The organism is Pseudoalteromonas sp. Ld19, assembly GCF_045064135.1.
Taxonomy (GTDB): Bacteria; Pseudomonadota; Gammaproteobacteria; order Enterobacterales; family Alteromonadaceae; genus Pseudoalteromonas; species Pseudoalteromonas aliena.
On record NZ_JBISHA010000021.1, the window covers coordinates 730,173 to 754,771 of the forward strand.

The 24,599-nt window shown below is 38.9% G+C and carries 24 protein-coding genes and 1 pseudogene; 5 read left to right on the forward strand and 20 right to left on the reverse strand.

Annotated elements, in window-relative coordinates:
- Positions 1–8: 8 nt before the first annotated feature.
- The 18 genes and pseudogenes from fliD to ACJJVZ_RS15425 all read right to left on the reverse strand — a co-directional run bounded on the left by fliD (position 9) and on the right by ACJJVZ_RS15425 (position 18,906).
- Positions 9–1,427, reverse strand: coding sequence for a flagellar filament capping protein FliD (gene fliD, locus ACJJVZ_RS15340; RefSeq protein WP_405601709.1), 1,419 nt, complete (start codon positions 1,425–1,427; stop codon positions 9–11).
- A 28-nt stretch (positions 1,428–1,455) separates the two neighbouring features.
- On the reverse strand, positions 1,456–1,839 hold the full coding sequence (locus ACJJVZ_RS15345) for a flagellar protein FlaG (RefSeq protein ID WP_182700950.1): 384 nt from the start codon (positions 1,837–1,839) through the stop codon (positions 1,456–1,458).
- Between the two features lie 81 nt (positions 1,840–1,920).
- Positions 1,921–3,345, reverse strand: coding sequence for a flagellin (locus ACJJVZ_RS15350; RefSeq protein WP_405601711.1), 1,425 nt, complete (start codon positions 3,343–3,345; stop codon positions 1,921–1,923).
- Between the two features lie 628 nt (positions 3,346–3,973).
- Entirely contained in the window at positions 3,974–4,573 is a 600-nt protein-coding gene (locus ACJJVZ_RS15355; protein WP_404936258.1) for a flagellin, read from the reverse strand.
- A gap of 438 nt (positions 4,574–5,011) precedes the next feature.
- Positions 5,012–5,422: pseudogene (locus ACJJVZ_RS15360) on the reverse strand (flagellin); the annotation flags it as partial.
- A 274-nt stretch (positions 5,423–5,696) separates the two neighbouring features.
- Positions 5,697–6,956: a flagellar hook-associated protein FlgL gene (gene flgL, locus ACJJVZ_RS15365; RefSeq protein WP_405601714.1), complete on the reverse strand. Its 1,260-nt coding sequence runs from the start codon at positions 6,954–6,956 to the stop codon at positions 5,697–5,699.
- A gap of 2 nt (positions 6,957–6,958) precedes the next feature.
- On the reverse strand, positions 6,959–8,968 hold the full coding sequence (gene flgK, locus ACJJVZ_RS15370; protein WP_182700955.1) for a flagellar hook-associated protein FlgK: 2,010 nt from the start codon (positions 8,966–8,968) through the stop codon (positions 6,959–6,961).
- A gap of 1 nt (position 8,969) precedes the next feature.
- A complete protein-coding gene (gene flgJ / locus ACJJVZ_RS15375; RefSeq protein ID WP_182700956.1) occupies positions 8,970–9,965 on the reverse strand; it encodes a flagellar assembly peptidoglycan hydrolase FlgJ in 996 nt (331 codons plus the stop codon).
- Positions 9,966–10,368: 403 nt separating this feature from the next.
- Complete coding sequence (locus ACJJVZ_RS15380) at positions 10,369–11,463, reverse strand: flagellar basal body P-ring protein FlgI (protein ID WP_405601719.1); 1,095 nt, start codon at positions 11,461–11,463, stop codon at positions 10,369–10,371.
- 12 nt (positions 11,464–11,475) lie between these two features.
- On the reverse strand, positions 11,476–12,159 hold the full coding sequence (gene flgH, locus ACJJVZ_RS15385; protein WP_405601722.1) for a flagellar basal body L-ring protein FlgH: 684 nt from the start codon (positions 12,157–12,159) through the stop codon (positions 11,476–11,478).
- 16 nt (positions 12,160–12,175) lie between these two features.
- Positions 12,176–12,964 carry a flagellar basal-body rod protein FlgG gene (gene flgG, locus ACJJVZ_RS15390; protein WP_405601724.1) on the reverse strand — a complete coding sequence of 263 codons (789 nt, stop codon included), beginning with the start codon at positions 12,962–12,964 and terminating at the stop codon, positions 12,176–12,178.
- Positions 12,965–12,985: 21 nt separating this feature from the next.
- Positions 12,986–13,729, reverse strand: a complete 744-nt coding sequence (locus tag ACJJVZ_RS15395; protein WP_077537209.1) for a flagellar basal body rod protein FlgF — start codon at positions 13,727–13,729, stop codon at positions 12,986–12,988.
- A gap of 305 nt (positions 13,730–14,034) precedes the next feature.
- Positions 14,035–15,387 carry a flagellar hook protein FlgE gene (flgE, locus tag ACJJVZ_RS15400; protein WP_077537208.1) on the reverse strand — a complete coding sequence of 451 codons (1,353 nt, stop codon included), beginning with the start codon at positions 15,385–15,387 and terminating at the stop codon, positions 14,035–14,037.
- A 57-nt stretch (positions 15,388–15,444) separates the two neighbouring features.
- Positions 15,445–16,122 (reverse strand): flagellar hook assembly protein FlgD, encoded by a 678-nt coding sequence (locus tag ACJJVZ_RS15405; RefSeq protein ID WP_138586406.1) that lies wholly within the window; start codon positions 16,120–16,122, stop codon positions 15,445–15,447.
- A gap of 13 nt (positions 16,123–16,135) precedes the next feature.
- Positions 16,136–16,567 (reverse strand): flagellar basal body rod protein FlgC, encoded by a 432-nt coding sequence (gene flgC, locus ACJJVZ_RS15410; protein WP_077537206.1) that lies wholly within the window; start codon positions 16,565–16,567, stop codon positions 16,136–16,138.
- Positions 16,568–16,569: 2 nt separating this feature from the next.
- Positions 16,570–16,980, reverse strand: coding sequence for a flagellar basal body rod protein FlgB (flgB, locus tag ACJJVZ_RS15415; RefSeq protein WP_077537205.1), 411 nt, complete (start codon positions 16,978–16,980; stop codon positions 16,570–16,572).
- Positions 16,981–17,119: 139 nt separating this feature from the next.
- The gene (locus tag ACJJVZ_RS15420; RefSeq protein ID WP_138586407.1) at positions 17,120–17,953 is read right to left on the reverse strand and encodes a protein-glutamate O-methyltransferase CheR; all 834 of its coding nucleotides are present in this window, start codon (positions 17,951–17,953) and stop codon (positions 17,120–17,122) included.
- Between the two features lie 20 nt (positions 17,954–17,973).
- Entirely contained in the window at positions 17,974–18,906 is a 933-nt protein-coding gene (locus ACJJVZ_RS15425; RefSeq protein WP_405601728.1) for a chemotaxis protein CheV, read from the reverse strand.
- A 141-nt stretch (positions 18,907–19,047) separates the two neighbouring features.
- On the opposite strand from ACJJVZ_RS15425, the gene flgA reads away from it, so the two are divergent.
- The 3 genes from flgA to flgN all read left to right on the forward strand — a co-directional run bounded on the left by flgA (position 19,048) and on the right by flgN (position 20,575).
- A complete protein-coding gene (flgA, locus tag ACJJVZ_RS15430) occupies positions 19,048–19,755 on the forward strand; it encodes a flagellar basal body P-ring formation chaperone FlgA (protein ID WP_405601731.1) in 708 nt (235 codons plus the stop codon).
- Positions 19,756–19,830: 75 nt separating this feature from the next.
- Positions 19,831–20,151: a flagellar biosynthesis anti-sigma factor FlgM gene (gene flgM / locus ACJJVZ_RS15435; protein WP_077537201.1), complete on the forward strand. Its 321-nt coding sequence runs from the start codon at positions 19,831–19,833 to the stop codon at positions 20,149–20,151.
- On the forward strand, positions 20,144–20,575 hold the full coding sequence (flgN, locus tag ACJJVZ_RS15440; RefSeq protein WP_077537200.1) for a flagellar protein FlgN: 432 nt from the start codon (positions 20,144–20,146) through the stop codon (positions 20,573–20,575). The genes flgM and flgN overlap by 8 nt, the downstream gene beginning before the upstream one ends.
- Positions 20,576–21,003: 428 nt before the next feature.
- On the opposite strand, the gene ACJJVZ_RS15445 is transcribed toward flgN, so the two are convergent.
- On the reverse strand, positions 21,004–21,462 hold the full coding sequence (locus ACJJVZ_RS15445; RefSeq protein ID WP_182702497.1) for an LPP20 family lipoprotein: 459 nt from the start codon (positions 21,460–21,462) through the stop codon (positions 21,004–21,006).
- 141 nt (positions 21,463–21,603) lie between these two features.
- Between ACJJVZ_RS15445 and ACJJVZ_RS15450 the strand changes: the two genes are divergently transcribed.
- Positions 21,604–22,797: a flagellar assembly protein FlgT gene (locus ACJJVZ_RS15450; RefSeq protein ID WP_405601735.1), complete on the forward strand. Its 1,194-nt coding sequence runs from the start codon at positions 21,604–21,606 to the stop codon at positions 22,795–22,797.
- 5 nt (positions 22,798–22,802) lie between these two features.
- Here the strand turns inward: ACJJVZ_RS15450 and ACJJVZ_RS15455 are convergent, their stop codons facing one another.
- Positions 22,803–23,705, reverse strand: coding sequence for a LysR substrate-binding domain-containing protein (locus tag ACJJVZ_RS15455; protein WP_405601737.1), 903 nt, complete (start codon positions 23,703–23,705; stop codon positions 22,803–22,805).
- A gap of 112 nt (positions 23,706–23,817) precedes the next feature.
- Between ACJJVZ_RS15455 and ACJJVZ_RS15460 the strand changes: the two genes are divergently transcribed.
- Positions 23,818–24,546 carry a glutathione peroxidase gene (locus ACJJVZ_RS15460; RefSeq protein WP_405601739.1) on the forward strand — a complete coding sequence of 243 codons (729 nt, stop codon included), beginning with the start codon at positions 23,818–23,820 and terminating at the stop codon, positions 24,544–24,546.
- Positions 24,547–24,599: the final 53 nt, after the last annotated feature.

A 24,599-nucleotide genomic window follows, 5' to 3' on the forward strand; every position in this document is an offset into this window, starting at 1 on the left:
TTACTCCATTAACTTTTCTTAACGACCCCTGGGAGGTTAGCTAATTGTGCGGTTAAATAATTACCCGTGTTTTTTAAATTACCTACGAGTAAATCCATTGCATTATACTGGTTAAGTAACCTTTTTTCATAATCAGCCATTCTTAAATTAAAGCTAACAGATTCATCTGTAAGCTTATCTATTTGAGCTTCTCGGCCATCAATTCTAGTTTCTATTATACCGCCTGACGCAGTATAGCCTTTAATAACATCATCAAATTTAGCAACAAAGCCATTATCATCATCGCCAGTAAAAAATCGTTGGACTGCATTTGGATCTTTTTCTATGGCAGCTTTTAATGCATCCGAATCTAAACTTAACTTTCCTGAACGCTCAGTTCTTACCCCAAGGTTAGCTAAAAATTCTTTTTTGTCATCAGTAACATTAAATTCAGAGGTTAGCATCGATCTCACTTGATTTACAGAGCCTCGTAATAGTGAATCACCAGCTAAAGCCCCCACTCCATCTTCTTTGCTTGAACGACCTAGTTGCTTTGATAAATCAATAAATGAATTAAATTTATCTATAAATGATTTAAGCCCAGCGGATACATTATTATTATTTTCAGTAATTTTAGCATTACTTATATCGTCATCAGTACCGTGTATTTTTTTAGCGGATATAGTAACGCCATCAATAACATCAACAAACTCATTGGTACTGCTAGTAGCATTTAATTGACCATCAATTGTTATCGACGCATCCGCAGCTTTAGTTACTTCGGTTAAGTTTTCAGCATACGTTGTTGAAGCCGGCTCCGGATCGTAAGCAAAACGAGATAAACCGCTAGCATCTGTATTATTTGCATCACCAGTGTCATCAACAACAACCTTAATTGCATTAACTTCTCCAGTTTCCTTGCTAGACAAAACAAGACGCTCACCGGTGCTATCGGTAATAATGGTTGCACTTACTGAATCATTATCTGCAGAGTCATTAATTGCATCTCTAATATCTGTAAGCGTAGCAGTAGCTTTTACCTCGATATCAAATTTATTAGTACCAGAGCTAATAGCTAATTTACCTTCGCCAACAGCAGTTCCACTCGGTACGGCTGCTGCTACTAATTTGTGGTTATCTGCAAGGCTATTAACTTTAATTGAAAAATTATTTACTTGAGCCGCTTTTTCAGAACTCAAAGAAATAAAGTCATCGTTACCGCTGATAGAACGTTTTTGATAATTATCTGTGGTTCCTAGCGACTCTAGAGATTTATTGAGCTCTTCAAGCGATGACTTTAGCGTACCAACCGCTGATATATCAGTAGTGTGAGCCGCTTGTTGACGGGTTACTCTTGCTTGATAGGGGGTCTTTTGTGAATTCACCAATGCATCTACAATATCGTTAACTGGTACACCGGATCCAATACCTGTAAATGAAAGAGCCATAATTCAACCTCCTATTAAACTTAATTTGTTATACTTTAAAATCTACTAGTACACCTGTTGCTTCAGCTAAATTAGAAACAATTTGCAAAACTTCTTCCGAAGGGTACTGCTTAACTAAATCGCCACTTTCTTTATCTATTACTTTGATAACGTTACGCCCAGAATCTTCGTCAACATGAAACTCTAAACTTCGATTCATGTCGCTCATAAATGTCTGCAATTGTTGCGCCACTTTTTCTAGTTTCTCTGGAGATAAATCATCATTGCTAGCAGTTTGTGTTTGTTCTGCTTGTTCAACAGTGTCGTTTTGCTTGCCATTATTATTATAAAGCGAAACTTGGTTAGCTGACTGGTTGGATATATCTTTGTGGTTAATAATATTAATTTGAGATGGTACGTTTGAAGTTTCCATAACTCGCCCCTAAACATAAAGCTGAGATACAATTTTATAATAATAAACAAAAGGGAGGTTAAACCTCCCTTTTATTCAAGTTTAGCCTAATAAACTTAAGGCTGCTTGTGGTAACTGGTTAGACTGAGCCAAAATAGTCGTTCCGGCCTGCTGCATTATCTGATTTTTAGTCAACTGAGCTGTTTCAGCAGCGTAGTCGGTGTCTTGAATACGACTTCTTGAAGCCGACACATTCTCCGATACATTCGCTAAGTTGCTAATCGTATGACCAAATCGGTTTTGCACCGCACCTAAATCTGCTCGTTGCGCATCAATTTGAGCCAATGCCGCATCGATTGTTTTTATCGCATTTTGTGCACCAGTCGAAGTTGAGCCCGAAATATCGATATCTTCAATCGCTGTTAACTTACTGCTACCACCGGTAGATGTAACCGTACCTGCGTCTGAACCAAATATTTGATCCGCAGCTTTGCCTGAAATACCTATTTTATCCGCTGAACTTAAGTTTAATTCTGAAGAAACACTCGCTGTTAATTTAGTCGAATTAATGGTTTGACCACCCACAGTGAATGAACCACCGCCAGCGACACCCGCTACATCAACACCATTTACACCTGTGGTTTTTAAAGTAATGGTTTTGCTACTATCATCGTATATAGCATCATGGCCATCAGCTTGCATCTGTTCGGCTAAACTCTCCATACCACCAATTTTACTTAAATCGTACTTATCTTCACCTACTGTTATTACGGCATTAGCCCCTGAATCAATGCCTGTAATTTTAGTTTCAAGTTTAGCCTCAGCTTGAATACCAGCGCCCGAAGCATTTATTGTTGCAGCAATGTCAGCTGCACCAGAGTTAGCCGCAACTTCAACATCTACGCCGTTTAAGTTCACTGTTTGAGCTGTAGTAGCTGTATTAGCAGCTAAACTAGTAGACTGAGCGTCTCCCAATGCAGAAACAGTTGATGTTGCAGCCCCTTTGATTTCATTTGCACCAATTGCATCAGCAGACATATCACGTAAACTTACGTTGATAGTTTCATTTGCATTTGAACCAACTTGGAATTGTTTAGTACCGAATGAACCATCAAGCAAGCTCGTGCCACCAAACTTAGTGGTTTCAGAAATACGAGTTAACTCTTGTTGAAGAGCGCCTACTTCTTTTTGTAGCGCTGCACGTGCATCCGCATCATTTGAACCATTCGCTGATTGTAGTGATAAATCACGCATACGCTGTAAGATGTTCGATGATTCTTGCATCGCACCCTCAGCCGTTTGTGCCATCGAAATACCATCGTTTGCGTTACGTTGAGCAACACCTAAACCATTTACCTGTGATGTTAAACGGTTTGCTATTTGTAGACCAGCCGCATCATCTTTTGCACTGTTAATTTTCATACCAGATGAAAGACGTTGCATTGATGTACCTAGTGCATCGCTTGATTTAGACAAGTTTCTTTGTGCGTTTAATGACGCTGTATTTGTATTTACTGATAAAGCCATGTTATAACTCCTGATTACTTTCGTAATGTAACTAATTGATTTTCACCAAGAGCCATCACAATAAAATATGTTCAAGCTCCGTTCTGATTAAGTTAACGGCAGCTATAAAATTATCTTTAGCTTTTTTTTAAATTAATTTTTAGTCATTTTTGCATAAGTTATCTGTTTGATATTGCACTGTAGGCTCAGAGGAAATTAAAACAGCAGAAGATTAACGTTATTTTTCACCTCAAAGTTTAACCGCCTACTTTTAAGTTTAAAATATTGGGCTGTTGAGTGAGCTAATCCCGCATCTACTTAAGGCACTAAAAACAACGCGATGAAAACCAGCAGGCACCTCACAAGCGCTAAAGTATTTCCGCAAAGTCACCATTTAAATAAATATAAGTGCATATCTTTTGGTGACTTGCGGAGTCAATTTTAATTTATTTTGCTTTTTAGCACTTAATAATTATTAAAGTATATTAAAAAGGTGTATAGCGTAATTTAATTGAATGGTAAGAGTACTGACATTTAATTGCGGTTATGATTATTAAATTTAATGCTTTTTGAGGGTGTTTTTTAAAATTACAAAAAACGCACCTAAGTAGGTGCGCTAAATGATTCATGCTTATTATAAGGCAGTGACTTAACCACCAAGTAAACTCAATGCTGCCTGTGGCAACTGATTTGCTTGCGACAGGATGGTTGTACCTGCTTGTTGCATTATTTGGTTTTTAGTCAATGTCGCTGTTTCAAGCGCGTAATCGGTGTCTTGAATACGACTACGCGAAGCCGATACGTTTTCAGATACGTTAGCAAGATTGGCAATAGTAAAACCAAAGCGGTTTTGCACCGCACCTAAGTCGGCACGTTGGGCATCAATTTGTGCTAATGCTGCATCAATTGCTTTGATAGCTTCTTGTGCGCCTTCTGAAGTTGAACCTGAAATATCAACACTTTCAATACTTGTTAATGAACTAGAGCCGCCTGATGATTGTATTGCAGCAGCCCCTGTGCCAAACAATTCATTCGCGGTGGTCCCTGAAATACCTATTTTATTTGCCGATGATAAGTTCAGCTCTGCAGAAACACTAAATGAGTTAGCAGTACTTGTTACTGCCGTTCCACCTAAAGTAAAATCACCTACCTCTGTACCTGTAATATCAATACCATCAACGTCAGTTGCTTTAAAAGAAATCACTTCAGTTGCTGGGTCATAAATAGCATCATAACCAGCTTGTTGCATATCGGTAGTCAAGCGTTCTTTTTCACCACCATAATTACCTAAGTCAAATGACTTCTCAACCACGCCATTTTTCTTAATTTCAATCACGCCTTTACTGTCTGATGTAATATTTGAGAAAGTCGTGACAATTTTTGCCTCAGCTACCACACCGGCGCCTGACTTATTAATTGTATCTGCGATAGCAGCCGCACCAGAGCCAGCAGCAACAACAATATCTGTACCATTAATATTAACCGTATCAGCACTGGTGCCATGGTTAGTGGCTAAGTTTACAGTTTGTACATCACCCAAGGCAGTATTTGCTGCAGTGGCAGTTGCAGGCCCTTTAATTTCATGTGCGCCAATTGAATCTGCGGCTACGTTACGTAAGCTTACATTAATTGTTTCATTCGCATTAGCACCAACCTGAAATTGCTTTGTACCGAATGTGCCGTCTAATAAATTAGTGCCACCAAATTTAGTGGTATCTGAAATACGTGTTAATTCTTGTTGAAGTGCACTGACTTCTTTTTGCAGTGAAGCTCGGTCTACCGCACTATTAGAGCCATTCGCTGATTGCAGTGATAAATCACGCATACGCTGTAGTATGTTTGCCGATTCTTGCATTGCGCCTTCTGCGGTTTGTGCCATTGAAATACCATCATTTGCATTTCGTTGTGCAACCGTTAAGCCATTAACTTGTGAAGTTAAGCGATTGGCAATTTGCAGACCTGCCGCATCATCTTTAGCGCTATTGATTCGCAAGCCTGATGACAATCTCTGCATTGATGTTTCTAGTGCCATACTAGATTTAGATAGATTTCGTTGCCCATTAAGTGATGCAACATTTGTATTTACGCTTAAAGCCATTTTACCATCTCCTAGTTTTAATTAAGAATGTGGTTCAATTTTCTTTAGCAGAAGCCACACTTTTCTATGCTCAAGTAAATGCATTTGTTGTGCCAACTCAAATAAAAACATTAAACCCCTGTTTTTAAACATAAAAGAAAAATAAAATGGATGTTAGTTAATAGTTATATTGATTTTATAAAAGAGGAAGAAAGGGGGTGACAATTTTTTGCCGCTTTATAAGGGCAAGTTATTACCCTTACTGATGAAGGGCAATAACGTGAACAAGTTTGGTTTATATATAATCAAATAATGTTAGTTTAGCCAAACGGCCAAACGTGGCTTGCGACGCTTGCAATCCAGTTTCTTGTTTAGTTAATTCACTAATAGCCTCTGCCATATCAACTTCAACTAAACTTGATTTGCTCGCTTTGTTATTTATATCTACAGCACTATTAGAATCAGTTACTTTATCAACTACATTCATTCGCCCACCCAAACTAGATTGCGTAAATACAACTTGCTCACTTGCATTTTTTAGCTGTATTAGGCCACTAGCTAACGCTTGTTGTAAGTCTTCACCTTCTAGCGTTTCATCTTTTAAACTTGTTATAAGCCCTTGCAGAGTATTAAGTACATTTTCTTTATGCGGTTTCTCAAGACTAAAATCTAACTGCCCTGGTGCTTCGCCTTCGAGTTTAATTTCCATCCCAGCAAATTCAATTGGCTCATCGGTTACCTCCCCAGTAACAGGAGGAACAAGTGGCACACCATCACGTAGTATTTCGTATGTATCAGGGGAAGATGCTGTTGCACCTGGTAATACATTAACGTTATATGTATTTACAGTTGCTGAAACCAAAGGATCTGGGTCCGTGTTGTAATTATTGTTATGGAACTTATCAAACTCACCTTGGTTACTAACGTAAACAGTGCCCGATGTGATTGTACCTGTAGCTGTGCCTCTGTTTGAGGTTACATCTAATCGGGCATCAACTTTTTCAAACGCGTTAAATCCATTATCGCTGGATTTAATTTCAACACCTTTAGCAATAGTCACCTCATGTTGGCCCTGATCGCCTTGATACTCATATTTTTTAGTGACGTTATTAAAAGTATAAGTTTGGATATTGTCTTGATACCCAGAGAAAATATATTTACCACCTTCTGACTGGGTGTTCATTAAGTTAACCAATGACTTTTGTAACTCTTGTAGCTCACCTGCAATTCCTGCCAAATCACTTTTACTAAGCGAACCATTACCCGCCCGAATGGTTAATTCTTGCGTAGCTAAAATGTTTTCATTCATGCCTTTTAAAATACTATGTTCAGTCTCTAATCGACCTTTGAGCTGATTAATATTTTTAGTGTACTGTTCATTTGTTTCTATTTTATTGGTGTACAGCATACCTTGCGATACCGCAGCTGGCGCTTCTGAAGTTGTTAAATACTTTTCTCCGGTAGTTACACGCTCTTGAGCACTTGCCACACCTTGTTGATTTTTAAGTATGTTATTAATACTGTTTTGATACATTAAGTTATTTGATAAGCGCATAATTACCTCGCGGCACTAAGTAAAGTTTCAAAAATAGAACGGGCTGCCGCTAAAACTTGTGCTGAGGCGGCATAAGATTGTTGAAAACGCAGTAAATTTGCCGCCTCTTCATCAAGGTTTACACCTGATAGCGACTCGTACCAAGATTCAGATTGCTTGGCAAGCGCATCAAACGCGGCCCCATTTGTTTTCGCCTGACCTGTTACCACACCAATATCTGTAACAACCTCAGCAAAAGCTTGATTAAATGTTCCGTGGTTATCTGCAGATGCACTTGCGACTACATTTTGACGAACCAATTCGCCATTTTGAAGTTCAGCAAGTTTTAAACCATTACGGTTATCGTCAAAGCCCCCTTCGTTAAACTCTAATGTAAAGGTATCGCCCGTTGCAGGAACCCCATCTATATTAAAATCAAAACCATAGGTGCTATAAGGTGCACCAGCTTGCGCCAATATATTATTAGCCGGTGGCGTTACAGTGAATGTAGTCGTGCCGCTCGTATCTGTTACCTGATACTCGTTTGTATTAGCTGTTTTAACTAGCGTAATAGGACCATTAGTTAGCCCTAAAGGCAGATTGGTAAATCCACCGGCTGTAACACTGCTTACGTCGCCCGCCGAAATAGCCGCGCTCCCAGTATTATCAATATTATTTTTGGTTCTTACAGGCGATGCTAATGCTAAATCTTCACCTCTTTCAGTGGTCAGTGTAATATTACCGGCGGCTCCAGAGTTTAGTTTTACTTGAAATTGATCCCCCGCAACACCCGCGCCCGCTATATTCATTTGTAAACCAAACGATTCGCCACTTGTTATAGCGGCTGAATCGACAATTCCACTTGCAGGCACAGTTGCAAGAGAGGGATTACCTAAGGGCTCCCCTTTGTTATCAATAGGCTGAATACTGACTTCATTAGGGTTTGTAGTAAAAGTAATAATAAAATCACTAGCTGGAAGCTCGCTTCCTTTTCCAGCTTCAACCGTTGCGGTTATTCCTGCGGTACCTGTGTTCGCTTTATAGGCGTAACCGTTAACCGTAGGTATATTAAATATATCGCCGCCAAGCTCTCCATCGGCATCCATACCAAGGCGGTTCTGCTGGTTGAATGAATCAGCTAGAGCAATTCCCATTTGTCCAATTTGATTTTGAGTAGGCACTAAAATATCATCTCTAAAAGCGAGTAAACCGCCTATTTTGCCCTTTAATTTGCTCGCATCAACTTCTATTGGCACTGCTTTACCACCGTTTACCTCTAGACGAAGTTCTTTAAAATCGGCGTCAGGATCACTGCTTATTGAAAATAAATTAAATGAACCATTTTGCATAACTACGGCTTCACCAGTGCCCATAAAAACTTGCTTTTCGCCATTAGGGCCATCGAGCGTTTCAATATCAATTAGTTTAGATAAATCGCGAATTGCTTTATCACGTTCATTGTAAGCAGAGCTCGCATTAGCCTCTTGGCTTGTGCCGCTAACCCCTGCAATTTCTTGATTCAAGGTATTAATGCTTTGGATTAACGTATTGGCTTCACCGGCAAATATTTCTAACTGCTCATTCACCACTTCTTTTTGCTCTGACACAATTCCTGAAAGTCTATTCATTTGATCGAGTAAATTTTTTGTGTCGCTTATAACTAATGAACGAGCAACCGAAGACGAGGGTTGATTTAGTGCCTCTTGCACATTATTAAACATGGAATTTATACGTGTTGATAAGCTATTAGACTCTTCCGAAAACAAGGTATCAATCCGGTTCGCTTCACCAACAAATTGATCAAAAAAGGTTTTATTAGAGGTATCTCTATTTAATTGCTTCTGCGCAAATTCGTTGAGTAGTCGGTATGTTTTATCCCTACCCACCTGATTATCAAAGGTTGTTGCAAATTCTGTTCGCTCGCGTACGTAGCCCTCAGTATTCACATTCGCAATGTTTTTACTTGTCGTTTGCAACAATTCAGAATTAGCTCTGACTCCTGAACGTGCAATATTAAATAAATCATACGACATGTTACTTTACTCCTTGGCGGATTACATTTGCCGCAATATCTTTTAGCTCATCACTGTTAAGCACTTTTTTTATTTTGCTGGCATAATTTGGATCGGTGGCATAGCCTGCTTTTTGTAATGAATCTAAAAATTCAGTCGGTTTTGCAGTATTTTGTAGTGCATCTTGGTAACGCGGGTTTTGTGTTAAAAAATCAACAAAATCATTAACACTTTCTTTTATTGAATCGTAAGCTCTAAAGCTAGCTTGTTTTTTTACTGCCGTGCCCTGCTCAAATTCGAGTGTTACTTTGCTTGCTTTTTCGCCTTCCCAACTTTTATCTGACTTAATATTAAATAAGTTGAATGAACTATTACCGTCACTTTTATTAATGATGTGTTTACCCCAACCCGTTTCAAGTGCAGCTTGTGCAACCATAACAGCAGGATTCAAGCCAATTTTTTGTGCGGCTGTTTTAGCATGTTCCCAAACCGAACTGACAAACTCTTCAGCGGTTTCAAACGTAGGCGTGGTTACTGTTGATTTTTCAGCCTCTGCTTTATTGTTATTAAGAGCAGACGTTGCTTCTTGTGCTGTTTGCTCATGAGGAAGTGTCGAACCAGCTCGTTTATCACTAAAAATATCATTAGTGGTTCTAAGTACAGACCCCGGCATAAAGCTCTTACCGTCAGGAGATAACTGTTGAACAATTAAATCAGCCAACCCCAATGAACCATTAGATGAAAGCTCAGTAGATAATTGCTGATCGTGCATTTCTTCAAAAAACTTAACACCACTTGAATTGAAAGGACTTTCTTTGTCTTCAAATGCTTCGTTTGCTTTGCGCATACTTTTGAGCAACATTTGCGTAAAAATAGCTTCAAATTGTGCCGCCGCTTTTTTGAGCGCAGCTTTAGACGCATCCGTTGATGCATCACCGCTCGTTAAGGCTTCTCGACGCAGAGAATCTAAGTTACCTAAATCAAAAAAGTTTTGCTTATCGAGGTGATTTGTTTCCATCAGCTTTTTGACACAATAATGAATAATACGAATTAGAATGCAAAAATTGAACCACTTAATATGTGATAAAACTATGTTGGTGGGAAATGTACAAGTTAAGTCCTAAAAAATAGTTTTCTAGGGCCTGTTGACCTTTCAGGATTAAAATTTGTTCAATCTAGGGGCGATTTAATCGCGGCGTGAGGTTTGTAACCTAGTGGGCTAAGTAAAAACCGAGCAACAAAGAGTAAATTGCCCCTAGGCAGAACCCAAGGGCAGCGTATGTTTGGCATTTATGCTGCGTTATCGCCTATTTATGGGGAATAACCACACTACATAGGCTCTGCCTTGCCTAAATACCAAACAGTCTGCTGCAAATTTAACCTCGAAAGATAAACAGGCCCTAAGACTTATTTTTAACGATTTATATAACCACTAGTTGGCCGTTAATAGCCCCTGCTTCTTTTAATGCTTCAAGAATAGCCATTAGATCGCCCGGTGCTGCGCCAACTTCATTAATTGCACGCACTAAATCATCAAGGCTTACACCTGGGTTAAATACAAAGGCCCGAGAGTCATCTTGCTTAACATCAATAATACTTTGTTGCGTTACAACAGTTTCACCTTCGCTTAGCGGATTTGGTTGCGATACGTTTTGTTGCTCAGCAATAGTGACGGTTAACCCGCCATGCGTTATAGCCGCTGGCTGTAATTTCACATTCTTACCTATTACGATAGTGCCCGTACGTGAATTAACTATAATTTTTGCCGCCATATCAGCCGGTTTAAATTCTAAATTTTCAAGCGTTGATAAATACGATACACGTTGTGATGCATCTCTTGGGGCAATTACACGAATAGAGACCGAATCAATTGCTTGAGCGCTATTTGGGCCAACCAAATCATTTATCGTTTTTTCTAGGCGTTTTGCGGTTGTAAAATCTGGACGATTTAAGTTAAAAGTAATGTGATCCCCTTGCATAAAGGGACTTTTAACAGCCCGCTCGACTGTTGCACCATTAGGAATTCGGCCCACAGTCGGAGTATTAATAACGACCTTACTGCCGTCTAGACCCTGCGCACCTAACCCTCCAACAATAAGACTTCCCTGCGCAATAGCGTATACATTGCCATCAACACCTTTTAAAAACGTTTGTATTAAAGTCCCTCCGCGCAAACTACCTGCGCTACCGATAGATGAGACTGTAATATCGATTGTTTGCCCTGGTTTTCTAAATGCAGGCAGTTCTGCGTGTACTGCAACAGCTGCGACATTTTTAATTTTAGGCTTTAAATTAGCAGGTAATGTAATACCAAAATTACTTAACATTCCTTTAAAGCTTTGTTGTGTGAACTGACTTTGTTCACCAGTGCCCGGTAAACCAACCACTAAACCATAACCAACTAATTGGTTAGAGCGCACACCTTCCACCATAGAGATATCTTTAATACGTTCTGCATTGGCCGAAAATTGGCTTGCGAATAAAACGATTAAACAGAAAAATTTAAATCCATTCATATTGAATGTCCTCTAAAAAGGAAAGAGTGAGCTTGTGAAAAAGCGTGTTAACCAACCGGCTGTTTGCGCTTCTTGCGTTTGCCCTTTACCCGAATACTGAATACGTGCATTAGCAATTCGGTTTGATTCTACGGTGTTATCTGAGGTTACATCTTGCGGGCGGACTAAGCCTTCTAGACGAATAAACTCTTCACCAGTATTAAGCGTTAACCATTTTTCACCACGGATAACTAAATTTCCGTTTGGTAAAACACGCATTACGTTTACAGATATATCGCCAACCAAGCTGTTTGACTGGTTTGATTTTGAATCCCCTTTAAAAGAAGAGTCACTGCCAATACCAAATTGAATGCTGTCACCGCCAATATTTACCGGTAGCCCACCCAAGCCAACAACAGGGTCAAGGCTTGCATCGGTTTCTTTATCTGTTTCTGTTTTTGCCGCTTTTGTAGCTTGAGTCGACTCTTGTAGTTTAACCGTGATGATATCGCCAGTGCGTAGTGCTTTTCTATCTGCATACAAGTCGTTAGATACGTTTACATTAAACAACGATCCCGTTGCTACAACGGGCTCTAAATTAGGTTCTGGGTACATTGGTGCGTAGTAAGGGTCGTCTTGAACTACCTCAATATTAGGTGTTGATATACAACCACTTAAAAGCAAAGTGCCTGCTGTAAATAGCATGATATTACGCATAAACTGCCCTTAAACCTTATAATTGCTGATTGATATAACTCATCATTTCATCAACTGCAGAAATTACTTTTGAGTTCATTTCATAAATTCGCTGGGTTTCAATTAGGTTTACTAATTCTTCGGTTACATTGACGTTTGACGTTTCAAGTGAGCCTTGAATAATTGTACCTAACCCCTCAACACCTGGATTGCCTTGTACAGGCGCACCACTTACTGCCGTTTCGGTATATAAGTTCTGCCCCACAGGCTCAAGACCAGACGGGTTAATAAAGTCACTAATCGTCAGCTGGCCAATAACAACATTTTCGGCTTGCCCACCAACTTTTACTGACACTTCACCATCTTGGGATATAGTTATAGATTGTGCATCATCCGGCACATTCATTTCAGGCTGCACAACATAACCCGCGCCTGATGTTACAATGCGTCCATCACCGTCAGTTGTAAATTGCCCATTGCGTGAATAAGCAATATTGCCATCTGGTTGCAGTACTTCAAAAAAACCAGGACCTGAAATCATCCAATCTAAGGAGTTTTCAGTAGTTAGCATGTTGCCTTGTGAAAAGTTCTTTTGGTTCGCAACTACTTTTGCACCAGCGCCAAGCATTAAACCAGACGGCATTTCAGTGTCTTGCGACGAACGCCCACCTGGTTGATTAATATTTTGATAGAGTAAATCTTCAAAAATTGCGCGGCTCTTTTTATAACCAACAGTACTTGCGTTGGCTAAATTATTTGAAATAACCGAAATATCAGTTTGTTGAGCATCAAGCCCTGTTTTACTTATCCACAATGCTGGATTCATAATAATGTCCTCACTTTAAAGCTAAACTATGCGTAATAACTGATCTTGACGTTCGTCAATTTGTTCAGCTGTTTTCATTAGTTTCACTTGTAATTCAAATTGGCGTTGATGGCTGATCATATCGACCATTTCGTGAACTGGATTCACATTCGACATCTCTAAGCTACCACTCAATACTTTTACATTGGCAGACGTCTCAACAGTTTGATCTGGCTTTGGTCTAAATAAACCATCATTGCCTTTTTCAAGCTGTGCGTTATTTGCTTCGACTACTTTAAGTCTACCTATCTCTTCTAAAAAAGTAGCGGGTGCGCCTTGCGGACGAACTTGAATTGCACCGTCTTCACTAAATGCAATTTTTTCAATTGGCACTGGTAATATAACGGGACCACCTTCGCCAATAACTTGACGACCACCGCTTGTAACTAGCATGCCTTCGGCTGTGATGTTGAGCGTACCTACTTTTGTATATGCCTCATTTCCTGATGCATCTTGCACACTAAGCCAAGCGTTATCACTCATTGCGATATCTAAGTCACGACCGGTTTGAATAATACCGCCCGATGCCATGTTTGAACCAGGACGTTCTTGCATTGAAAATACACGCGTTGGTAAACCCTCACCAAACGCTTGCATAGAACGCGCTTGTGCAAAATCGGATTTAAACCCAGTTGTATTAGCATTCGCCAAATTATTGGCTTTAAGTGCTAACCCTTGCAGGCTTTGTTTTGCACCAGACGCCGCAATGTAGACCATTTTGTCCATAACATCGACTCACATAAAAAATCTCTAATTAAGTAAATGCAAAATAGATGCCAAAGAAGTATGAAATTGAAATTGACGCGTTTTGAGGGAAATAATGGTAGTTATATCAAGCTAAAGGCAGCTATTTTGATGCAATCACTCTGTATTAAAAATAAAAAGGTGACACCACTTAAGCTAATTTTCTGTCTAATAATGATAAAAAATCGCTGTCGAAATAGATGATTTTTATATCCTATTATTCTAACTCCAGATAATAAAAAAGGCTGCAACAAGGCAGCCTAGTATTTAGTCGATAAAAATTTAAATTATCGTATCTGTAAAATGGCTTGCTGTAGTGTTGAATTCACTTCCAGCGCACGTGAATTGGCTTGGAAGTTACGTTGTGCACTAATTAAATCAACAAGCTCATTTGTTAAATTAACATTTGATTGCTCTAATGCTGATGAGTTAATTTTGCCAAATGCACCTGAATTAGCTTCACCGGCTATCGGCTCACCAGAAGTTAAACTTTTCTTCCAAGAAGTATTTCCGACTTGTTGTAGGCCTTGAGAATTAGAAAAACGAGTTAATGCGACTTGCCCTAAATAGGTAGAGTCGCCATTACTGTAAGAAGCAACAATTTTTCCATCTACGCCAATATCAATATTCGCTAATCGACCTACTGCGGCACCATCTTGATCTAATACTTTATTTTCAAAAGCCCCTGCATGCTGTGTTGGTATTTTTGAAGATGTACCAGCTTCGTCACGCCAATTTATTGTTACATTATTAGGAAAGCTTGCGCCATTACTCAAAAGTCCTGATATATTTGCGCCAGTTAACGTGACCGGGTTGAATGTATTTCCTGTATTTAATGCACCATTGGTATTAAGTGGTATGCCATTAGCATCAAACTGGAATGTTGAAATTGGGTTATACGGCGCTGTAGGTTGTGCACTACCATCTGGGTTAAATGGTTGACCGTCTAATGTGGCAAAGGTTTGCCATTCGTTAGCATTACCTGTAACAGTCGAGTCTGTTTTCACAAAATACAATTGCATTGTATGTGCTTCACCTAACGAATCGTACACGTTCGTTGAGGTAGAGTGAGTAAATGACCCCGTTTGAGTTGGGTCAAATGGCGTAATTGATGGTGGCGCTTTGGTTGAGTCCAATCTAAACGATGAATACACATTTGTTGTAGCACGCGGTGAACCAGATGAGTCAGGGATCTGAATTGCTGTAGAGGTACTCAAGCTCACCGATGTTGCATCGCCACTGACTGCATCAACAGGGAAACCTTGTAAAAAATTACCCTGTGAATCAACGATAAAATTATCTTTATTTAATTTAAATGCACCAGCACGAGTAAAGGTTTGATCTTGTGAGCCAAGCTCTGAACTAAGCGCAAAGTATCCATCACCACCAATAGCAAGGTCGAGCGAATTTTTCGTACCTAAAGTTGAACCTTGGTGAAATTGTTGAGATACCGATGTTGTTTGCACACCATCCCCAGCTTTAGTTTTACCTGAAGTAAACACTGACGATGCATAAACATCAGCAAATTCAGCGCGAGACTCTTTAAAGCCAGTGGTATTTACATTAGCAATGTTATTAGCAGTAACATCCAAATCTTTTTGTGCGGCAGCGATGCCAGTTAACGCAATATTGAAGCTCATAATTGACCTCTAAACTATTAATATTTAGCCTTAGGCTAGAAATATACTTTAAATACTTTATGCAATTTCTGCGACATCAGTCAGCTTAATCGCACCTTCTTTGGTGTTAAGAATAATGCCATTAGCACCATTAATACTTACGCTCTCAATGTTTTTATATGAGGCTATAGGCAAGCTAGTAAACTCCTCCCCCATACTCCCTTCAGCTTTTATGCTATATTCTCCCGTAGGAAGACTTTCGCCAGCTTCATTTTTTCCATCCCAGTTAAATCGTATGCCACCCGCTGCTTGAGTGCCTAACTCAATAGTTCTAACAAGTTGTCCTGACGCATCCGTAATACTGAGTTTCAAATCTTTAACAGGCCTTTCAGCTGCGATTGTGCCTTTGGCTTCACCACTGCTGTTAAGCTCTAATGTACTTGATCCGATTAATGCCTTCTTACCAACAAGTGTTGATGCCTGCAACGCCGAGTTGGAGGTCATTGAAGCTGCCAAAGACTCAAATTTTGAATTTAGATTTGAGATACCTTCAGCCATGGTAAAATTTGTCATTTGCGCAATCATTTGATCATTGTCAGCTGGCTTGCTGGGATCTTGAAACGACAACTGCTGCGTTAACAACGAGAAGAAATCTTCTTGGGTTAATGCATCACTTTTCTTTGCAGTTTCCGGCTGTGTATCCTGCCAACGCAAAGAGTCCGTATAGGATGTAGAGGTATTAATATCGTTACTCATGGTCTACCCTCATTTACCGCTGGCCCAATAGCAGTGTTTTACTTAACATTTGCTTAGCTGCATCTGCAACTTGCACGTTTGTTTCATAGGAGCGAGAGGCTGAGATCATATTAGCCATCTCCTCAACAACATTAACGTTAGGTTTATAAATATAGCCATTTTCATCTGCACTTGGATGGTTTGGGTTATATTCAATTTGTAATGGCTTGTTACTTTCAACAACGCCTAACACTTTAACGCCAACAGCCGATCCCTGCGGATTACTTACTGATGCTGACGCCTTAGTCAGCTCAGCTGCAAACACAGGTTGCCGTGCTCGGTACGTTTTGTCTTGAGAAGAACTAATCGTATTTGCATTAGAGATATTACTAGCCGTGGTATTTAAACGCACATTCTGTGCGCTCATACCTGAACCGGCTATATCAAAAACATTGTATAAACTCATAATTAGGCTCCTTGACTACCGAGTGCTTTTTTCAGACCTTTAAATTTGCCACCTAGAAACTGTAAGCTGGCCTGATACTCCATAGCATTCTGTGTATACAAGTTTCGTTCCACTTGTATATCAACAGAGTTACCATCGCCCGTATCTGTTTGATTTGGCATACGAAATAACTCAGAATTACCGACACTACGAGTTCCACCAGCAATATGTTTCGCATTGGTTCTAACCATTGTATTGCCGCTTTGTTGGTTTGATTTTGCCGCTTTTAATGCTGTGGCAAAATCGATATCTTTTGCTTTGTATCCCGGCGTATCAGCATTTGCAATATTGGCTGCAATTACTTCTGCTCTTTTTGAACGGATTAACATCGCTTGCGGATGCAAACCTAATGCTTTATCAAAACTGATAGCCATGACCATCTCCAAAAAATTGACTTGTCTTATATAAAGCAAAAAATAAGCCATATATAAAAGCAACAAAGCTATTTTTATAAGGGGATGTATTTAAAAGAAAAATGACACTGAAAGTGTCATTTTATAGAAGGGGAAAACATTAAACTTTCTTTTGGTAAATAATTCCAGGATTACAGCGTACCATATCAAATTCATCACTCAATCCGGTCATCGACTCCGATGCGCCCAAAAATAGATAGCCTTTTGGATTGAGTGCCTGAGCAAATTGTTTAATGATTTTAGCTTTTATCTCAGGTGCAAAGTAAATCAGCACATTACGGCAAAAAATAATATCAAACTTACCCATTAACGCATAAGAATCAAGTAAGTTTAGGTGCCTAAAGCTGACTTGTTTTTTAACCGTATCATTTATTTGTGCCATGCCATTGCCGCTGTCTTTAAAAAACTTCTTGCGGCGTTCAGCTGAAAGCCCTCGTGCTAAAGCAAGGGCGTCATATTCGCCATTTTTGCACATATCCAGCATAGTATTAGAAATATCAGTGCCTATGATTTGAGCCCCCATACGTAACGCATTGGACTGTTTAGATTGATATTCAGACACAGACATCGCAATAGAATAAGGTTCTTGCCCTGAAGAGCTGGCCGCAGACCAAATTTTTAATGGCCGCTTCAAATCTTTAAATTCTGGGAACAGCTTACTTTGAAGAAGCTCAAATGGATATTGATCTCTAAACCACAATGTTTCGTTGGTTGTCATTGCATCAACGACAGCAGCACGAAGTTGACGCTCATGTGGACCAAGCGTCTTACTAACTAATTGCGATAAAGATTCTACATTGAATCGAGCCATTAACGGGGCGAGCCGACTTTTAACTAAGTACTGTTTATTTTCGCCTAAAACAATGCCGCACTGTTGCTCTAAAAACAAACGAAATTGATCGTATTCACCTTGCTGCAAATCTTTATTATTCAAGTTAATGACACCTATTCAGATTAATCACAATGAACCCATTTTTTAACTGCTGTAGCTAGTTCATCTGGGTTGAATTTCGCAATAAAATCATCTGCACCAACCTTTTCAATCATTGCTTGGTTAAAAACACCACTTAAAGAGGTATGTAAAATAACATGCAATGGAGCAAGCTTAGGATCTGCTTTTATTTCTGCGGTTAACGTATATCCATCCATTTCTGGCATTTCTACATCAGATATAAGTAGCGCAACACGTTCCGTAATATCATTTTTACAGTCAAGCTTTGCTATTTCTTTTAATCGAATGAGTGCTTCTTTACCATTTTTAGCAAGCTCTATTTGAACACCTAAAGGTTCTAGCGCTCTTTTAACTTGGTTACGTGCAACAGCAGAGTCATCAGCGATAAAAATAATTCGCTCGCCTAAATCTTTTTGCATGTCACCACTTTCTGCAATTTCAGCACTTACTTCAGTATCAACTGGGCAAATTTCATTAAGTATTTTTTCTACGTCAAGTATTTCAACAAGCTCATTTTCTATTTCAGTTACCGCTGTTAAATATGAATAGCGCCCTGCACCTGATGGTGGAGGCATTATTTTTTCCCAATTCATATTTACGATACGCTCTACACCGCCAACTAAAAAACCTTGTACTGTTCGGTTATATTCAGCGATTATTATAAAACTGTCTGTAATATTTTCGATTGAGCGTCCACCCACAGCCATAGACAGATCAATAACTGAGATAGTTTGACCACGAATATGAGCAACACCACGAATATAAGGATTAGACTTTGGCATACTCGTTAGTGGAGGACATTGAAGCACTTCTCTCACTTTAAATACGTTAATACCAAAACGCTGCCTACCCCTGAGCTTAAATAATAGTAATTCTAGGCGGTTCTGCCCAACCAACTGAGTGCGCTGGTTTACTGAGTCTAAAATGCCTGCCATTCAAATCTCCTAAAGAAAACAAGTATTACGGAATGATAATTGCTTTCTGTTTATAAAGCTTACATAACATCACGGGAGCGTCTTTTTTTTGACGCAAAATATTTATACCCTGTTTGAAACCATAAGCATAGTCGAAACATTATGAGTTTGTTAAAAAAAATCAGAAGATACAGTGTTTTTTATTTTGTTGCTAGCCTCAGTTTAGTATTCTCTGTACAAGCCAAAGTCTTTGATAAAGATTTACTGCAGGAGATGGCTATATCTTATGTTGCAGCTCAAATTAATATTTCAAACGATACGCAGCTAGACTTAAGTGCTTTACCACTGGATAGTCGCATACCAGATCGTACCTGTAACACGGAGCCTGAGCTTTTAATTCCTAGCGATCCCCCCTTTAATCGCCAAGTTACACTACAGATAAAATGTAACGATGCGCAAAGCTGGGCACAATACGTACACGTTAGAATAGTCGAAATGGCGCCAGTTGTGGTCACGAGCACAAATTTAGCGCGAGGTGAAATTATAACAAGCTCTCACCTCACCATTGAGATGAAACCCACGCATTTTATTAGAGCGCAATACTTAGATGATCTAAAAGTACTTATTGGCAGTCGCAGTAAGCGAAATATAAGAAGCGGCACGCCCGTATTATTGAATCAAATATGTATGGTCTGTAAAGGCGAACCTGTCACTATTTATGCTAATATTAAAGGACTTAGAGTAAAAACCTCAGGTATTGCTTTAGAAGATGGAATACTTGGTGAACAAATAAATGTTAAGAACAAAAAAACAGGTAAAGTTTTAAATGCACGAGTAGATGGTGTAGAGTCCGTACAAGTGAATATTTAATATAAATTTATACTAAAGTATCCTATGGATATGCCGATAACTTAGCATAGTTGGGTAATATACAGGTTTATTATTATGGTCAATCAAGTTAATAAAGGTAATCAACAAGCAAGTGTTTTAACTAACACTAAACAGCAAAAAGTTGATTTACAAAGAGATAATACAAATACACAAGTGGCTCAGTCTGCTTCACCTAAAGCTGCAAGCGACTCGGTAAGCATAACACCACAAGCTCAACAATTAAAAACACTTCAAGACAAAGCGCAACAGTCGACTGGTTTTGATAGTGACAAAGTGGCTGAGTTGAAAAAAGCAATCACTGAAGGTAAGTACCAAATTGATAACGAAAAGCTTGCTAAAAATTTAGCTGATTTTGAGTTTGACGTGTATGGCTGATCATAACGGTTTAATTACAATTAAGCTTAATGAACAAGTTGATTGCTTGGATTCTTTACATGACTTATTGAACGAAGAACTTAATTCGATAGCATCGCGACGTGGTGAAGGTTTAAAAGAAATTGCCCAACAAAAAATGTCTTTTTTAACTAAGCTAAGTTCTCTCGATAAAGAATTAAATACACTAATAGCAAGTAATGATGAGCAATCATCAAATGTTAAAGATTTAATTACACTCATACGCAAAAAACTTGAGCAATGCCAAAAGCAAAATGATGTAAACGCACATGCGGCACATCAAGCCCAACTTAGCGTAAAACAATTAAAAGAAATTTTGATTGGTGCCCCCTCTTCTATGACCTATGACCAAGGTGGTAGCGTAATTAATACTGATAATAAGTTAGTACATAACTTAAAAGCGTAAAATTAAACCTGTAAGCGCCCTACTAATATTATTAGTGGGGCTTTTTTATGCTCGATTGGGGCGTGGTGATCTTTCAAGATTAAAATTTTATTATTCTAAATAAAAATTTTAACAACGTTATGGGGGAATTTAATTCGTTCAATCATTCAAGTACTTATGCCGATTAGTATAAGTGTTAATTGCGGCGTGATATTTGTAACCTAATAAAGCAGATAAAAGTTGAACAAAGCTGCTGACGCTCCATTCGACACCCCAGTAAACAACATGAGTAACCCTTCTAAGATGAAACCCGAGGGCAGCACATGTTTGGCATCTATGCTTCCTTGTCAATCACTTACGAGGGACAACCACACTGCACTACACCGACTCTACCTTGCATAAATACCAAATAACCTGCTGCAAAATCAACCACAAAGGGTCAACAACCCTTAATAGTAAGTCACTTTTTTAACTTCACGTGGTTTAATCTCACCTATGTATAAATCGTGTACGCGTTTCATATTAAGCTCAAGCTCTGTTATATATGTATCGTTTACTGCATAGGTTTTTATGATTTGTGCACCTTTAATAATGCCATGTACCTTACTTTGTAAGTAATCATCTTTTGCTATTGAGCCTTCAACCGTGGTGCCTGCGGTAATTTGTTGTCCGTAAACTTGCTCTGTTAACTCTCGGTAAGCCTCTAATTTTGAGGCTTTAATAGCCATCAATTGCTTTTGTGAGCTATTATTTCCCTGTTGCAAGCTAATGGGTGCGTACCCTACTGCTTTTAAAGTTGGGTAATTATTTGGCTCTACATATTTATATTCAACATGTTTATCAAAAACGCTACTGCAACCACTTAAGGTTAAACAGCCAAGTGTAATAAGTAATGTAATTACGCGCATAGTACCTAGCCCTTAAATATTAATTAACCTAACTTATGCACGTTTAATGCCATTTATAGTGTTGTTTTAGGCTTTGACATAATATTGGTACAGTCCTTGCTCTAACCAATACACTAGCTAAAGTTTAATGGGAGTAAGAGTATGAAATCGTTTTTATCGTTAGCATTTGCGGGGTTAAGCGCAACGGCATTATTAACGTTTTCGCCTTTTACAAAAGCACAATGGTATGAATCGACCGGCCACGCACAAGTTCAAAACGGCGATGTGAGTGCAGCTAAATCTGCAGCAATAAAAGATGCAATTACACAAGCATTAGTCTTCTCTGGCGCAAGAGTCAGTTCAGTACAAACCTTAGTAGATGGCGTATTGATGCAAGATCAGCTAAAAATAAGTAGCCACGGCGAAATACAAAAAATTGAACTTGTTAGCGAAAATCAATACAGCAATAAATTTGCAATTACACTACGTCTCGATATTTTTTCTCAAACAGAGCACTGCCCACAAAGCAGTTTTAATAAATTTGTAGCCGTAACACAAAGTCAGCTTAATCATCGCGAGCAAGCTAGACTGGGTCAAATATTTGACATAAATAAAGCCGTTAGCAAAAATATTTTTACCTCATTACAAAAGTCAAAAATGAGCGCAGTACCTGTAGCCTATTACAAGAATGCGATTAAAGTTGATAAATACTTTTCTCAGCAGCATGACTACTCAAACGCGCAACTAGAAGAAATCGCTTCTCGCAGTAATGCACAATACGTTCTACTTAGCCAAATAACTAACTTATCAGCTAGCGACAAATTAAATAGCGATTACGCATTTTGGCAAGACGAAAGCTATCAACGTAGTTACAGCATTGAACTTGTCCTGTTTGACGGCACTACCTACGAACAACTTTGGCAAAACAGCTACCATAGCCAAGCGGTATGGCCATTTAAAAAAACAGCCATAGTCGATGTTAATAGTGATAAATTTTGGCAGTCGGCTTATGGACAAAATATTAATAATATAAACCAATCTATAAGCTACGATATTCAAGCTGCTATGGCATGCCTACCTACACAAGGTAAAATAATGCATATGGAAAACGGTAAAGTCGTTATTAATTTAGGCAAGGCGCATGGTCTAAAAAAAGGCCAAATGCTAAGCATTGCACATCATAATTATTTAACTGATGCCGCAGGTAACATTATGCCGCATACGGTGACTACTCTTAATACAATTCGCGTAGAGCAGCTGTATCAACAAACCGCTATTGCAGTCAGTATTGATGATAAGCCGCTGCCAGGCGTGCAAATTAACGATGTAGTAGAAATAATCAGCCAAGACCTTTAAATATTTTAATTAATTTTTTTAATCAATTTAGCTTTTAAATTAGGGTGAGCCGACAGCCACTCACCCAATTGTTCAACGCCCGATAAATGCGGATAATGTTTTCTACATGCAAACACCACATTCCGCTGCTGATTAGGAAATATAGGTAAATAATCAATTCCTATACGTTCAGTGCACGCCAACTTTGGAACAAACGTAATACCGTCATCCATAGCCACCAGCGCAAGTAAAGTCTCTAAACTATTCCCCTGATACTGATTAGATACGTCAACACCGGCAGAAAAACAAAACTTTTGGGCTTGATCTTTAAAGCAATGACCATCACTTAACATTAACAGGCTGCAATCTTGTAAGTCACTGAGTGATACTTTTTTATGCTTTGATAACGTATTGTCGTGCGAGACAGCAACCAAAAAATCTTCTTTGTATAAATTAACAGTATGGTAATTTTTAAGCTCTGGCACATCGGCTAAAATTGCAAAATCGAGCTGACCACTATTAAGGGCCTCTAGAATAGTGACCGTTTGCATTTCAATAAACGAAAACTGGCTATCAATAAACGCCGCTTTCATCGATGTTAATAACGCAGGTAATAAATAAGGCGCAATGGTAGGAATAATACCTATGGTCAACTTGCCTTGCAGTGGCTCGTTAGACGTAGCGGCAAGTTCTTTGAGTATTTGCGTTTGCTCTAAAATAATCTCTATTTGTGTCAATAAACGAGCGCCTTTTACTGTTAAGGTAACCTGCTTAGTTGAACGGTCAAACAAAGTAACGCCAAGCTCATTTTCGAGTTTTTTTACTTGACCACTTAATGTAGGCTGACTTACAAAACAGGCGTCAGCAGCTTTGCGAAAATGCTTATAGTGCGCTATTGCTTTTACGTATTCAAAGTCTTTTAAGTTCATATTCAGCTCTACGTGATAGTTTATAGCTATCAGTTTAATACAAACAAACGATTGGAACTATATTTAATTGTTCGCCATAATGGCTATCAACAAATCAAGAGGAACAAAAACTATGTTAAACAATATTGAAGGCCAAACAATCCCGAGCGTTATATTTGCAACTCGTCAAAATGACGAATGGAAATCAGTAACAACTGATGACATTTTTAAAGGTAAAACCGTTGTCGTGTTTTCACTACCAGGTGCATTTACACCAACATGTTCATCAACTCATTTACCACGTTACAACGAATTAGCGGGTGTACTTAAGCAAAATGGCGTTGACGAAATAGTATGTTTATCAGTAAACGATACCTTTGTAATGAATGCATGGGCTGAGCATCAAGAAGCGCAAAACATTACTTTATTACCAGACGGCAACGGCGAATTTACTGACGGCATGGGTATGTTAGTAGACAAGAACGACCTAGGCTTTGGTAAGCGCAGCTGGAGATACTCTATGCTAGTTAAAGATGGTGTGATTGACAAAATGTTCATCGAACCAGATTTACCAGGCGACCCGTTTGAAGTATCTGACGCAGATACAATGCTTGACTACATTAACCCTAAGCAAGCTAAACCAGAGCCTGTAAGCATATTTACTAAACCTGGCTGTCCATTCTGTAAAAAAGCGAAAGCGCTACTAACAGAAAAAGGCTTCGCATACGAAGAGATCACGATGGGCTCAGGCGCATCACTAACAAGTCTTAAAGCAATATCTGGTCGTGAGACTGTTCCACAAATATTTATTGGTGGTAAACACATTGGCGGTTCAGACGATTTAGAAAAATACTTTGCTTAATTAAGTAAAAATTAACAGGGGCTTTAAAGCCTCTGTTTATTAAAGGAAAACGC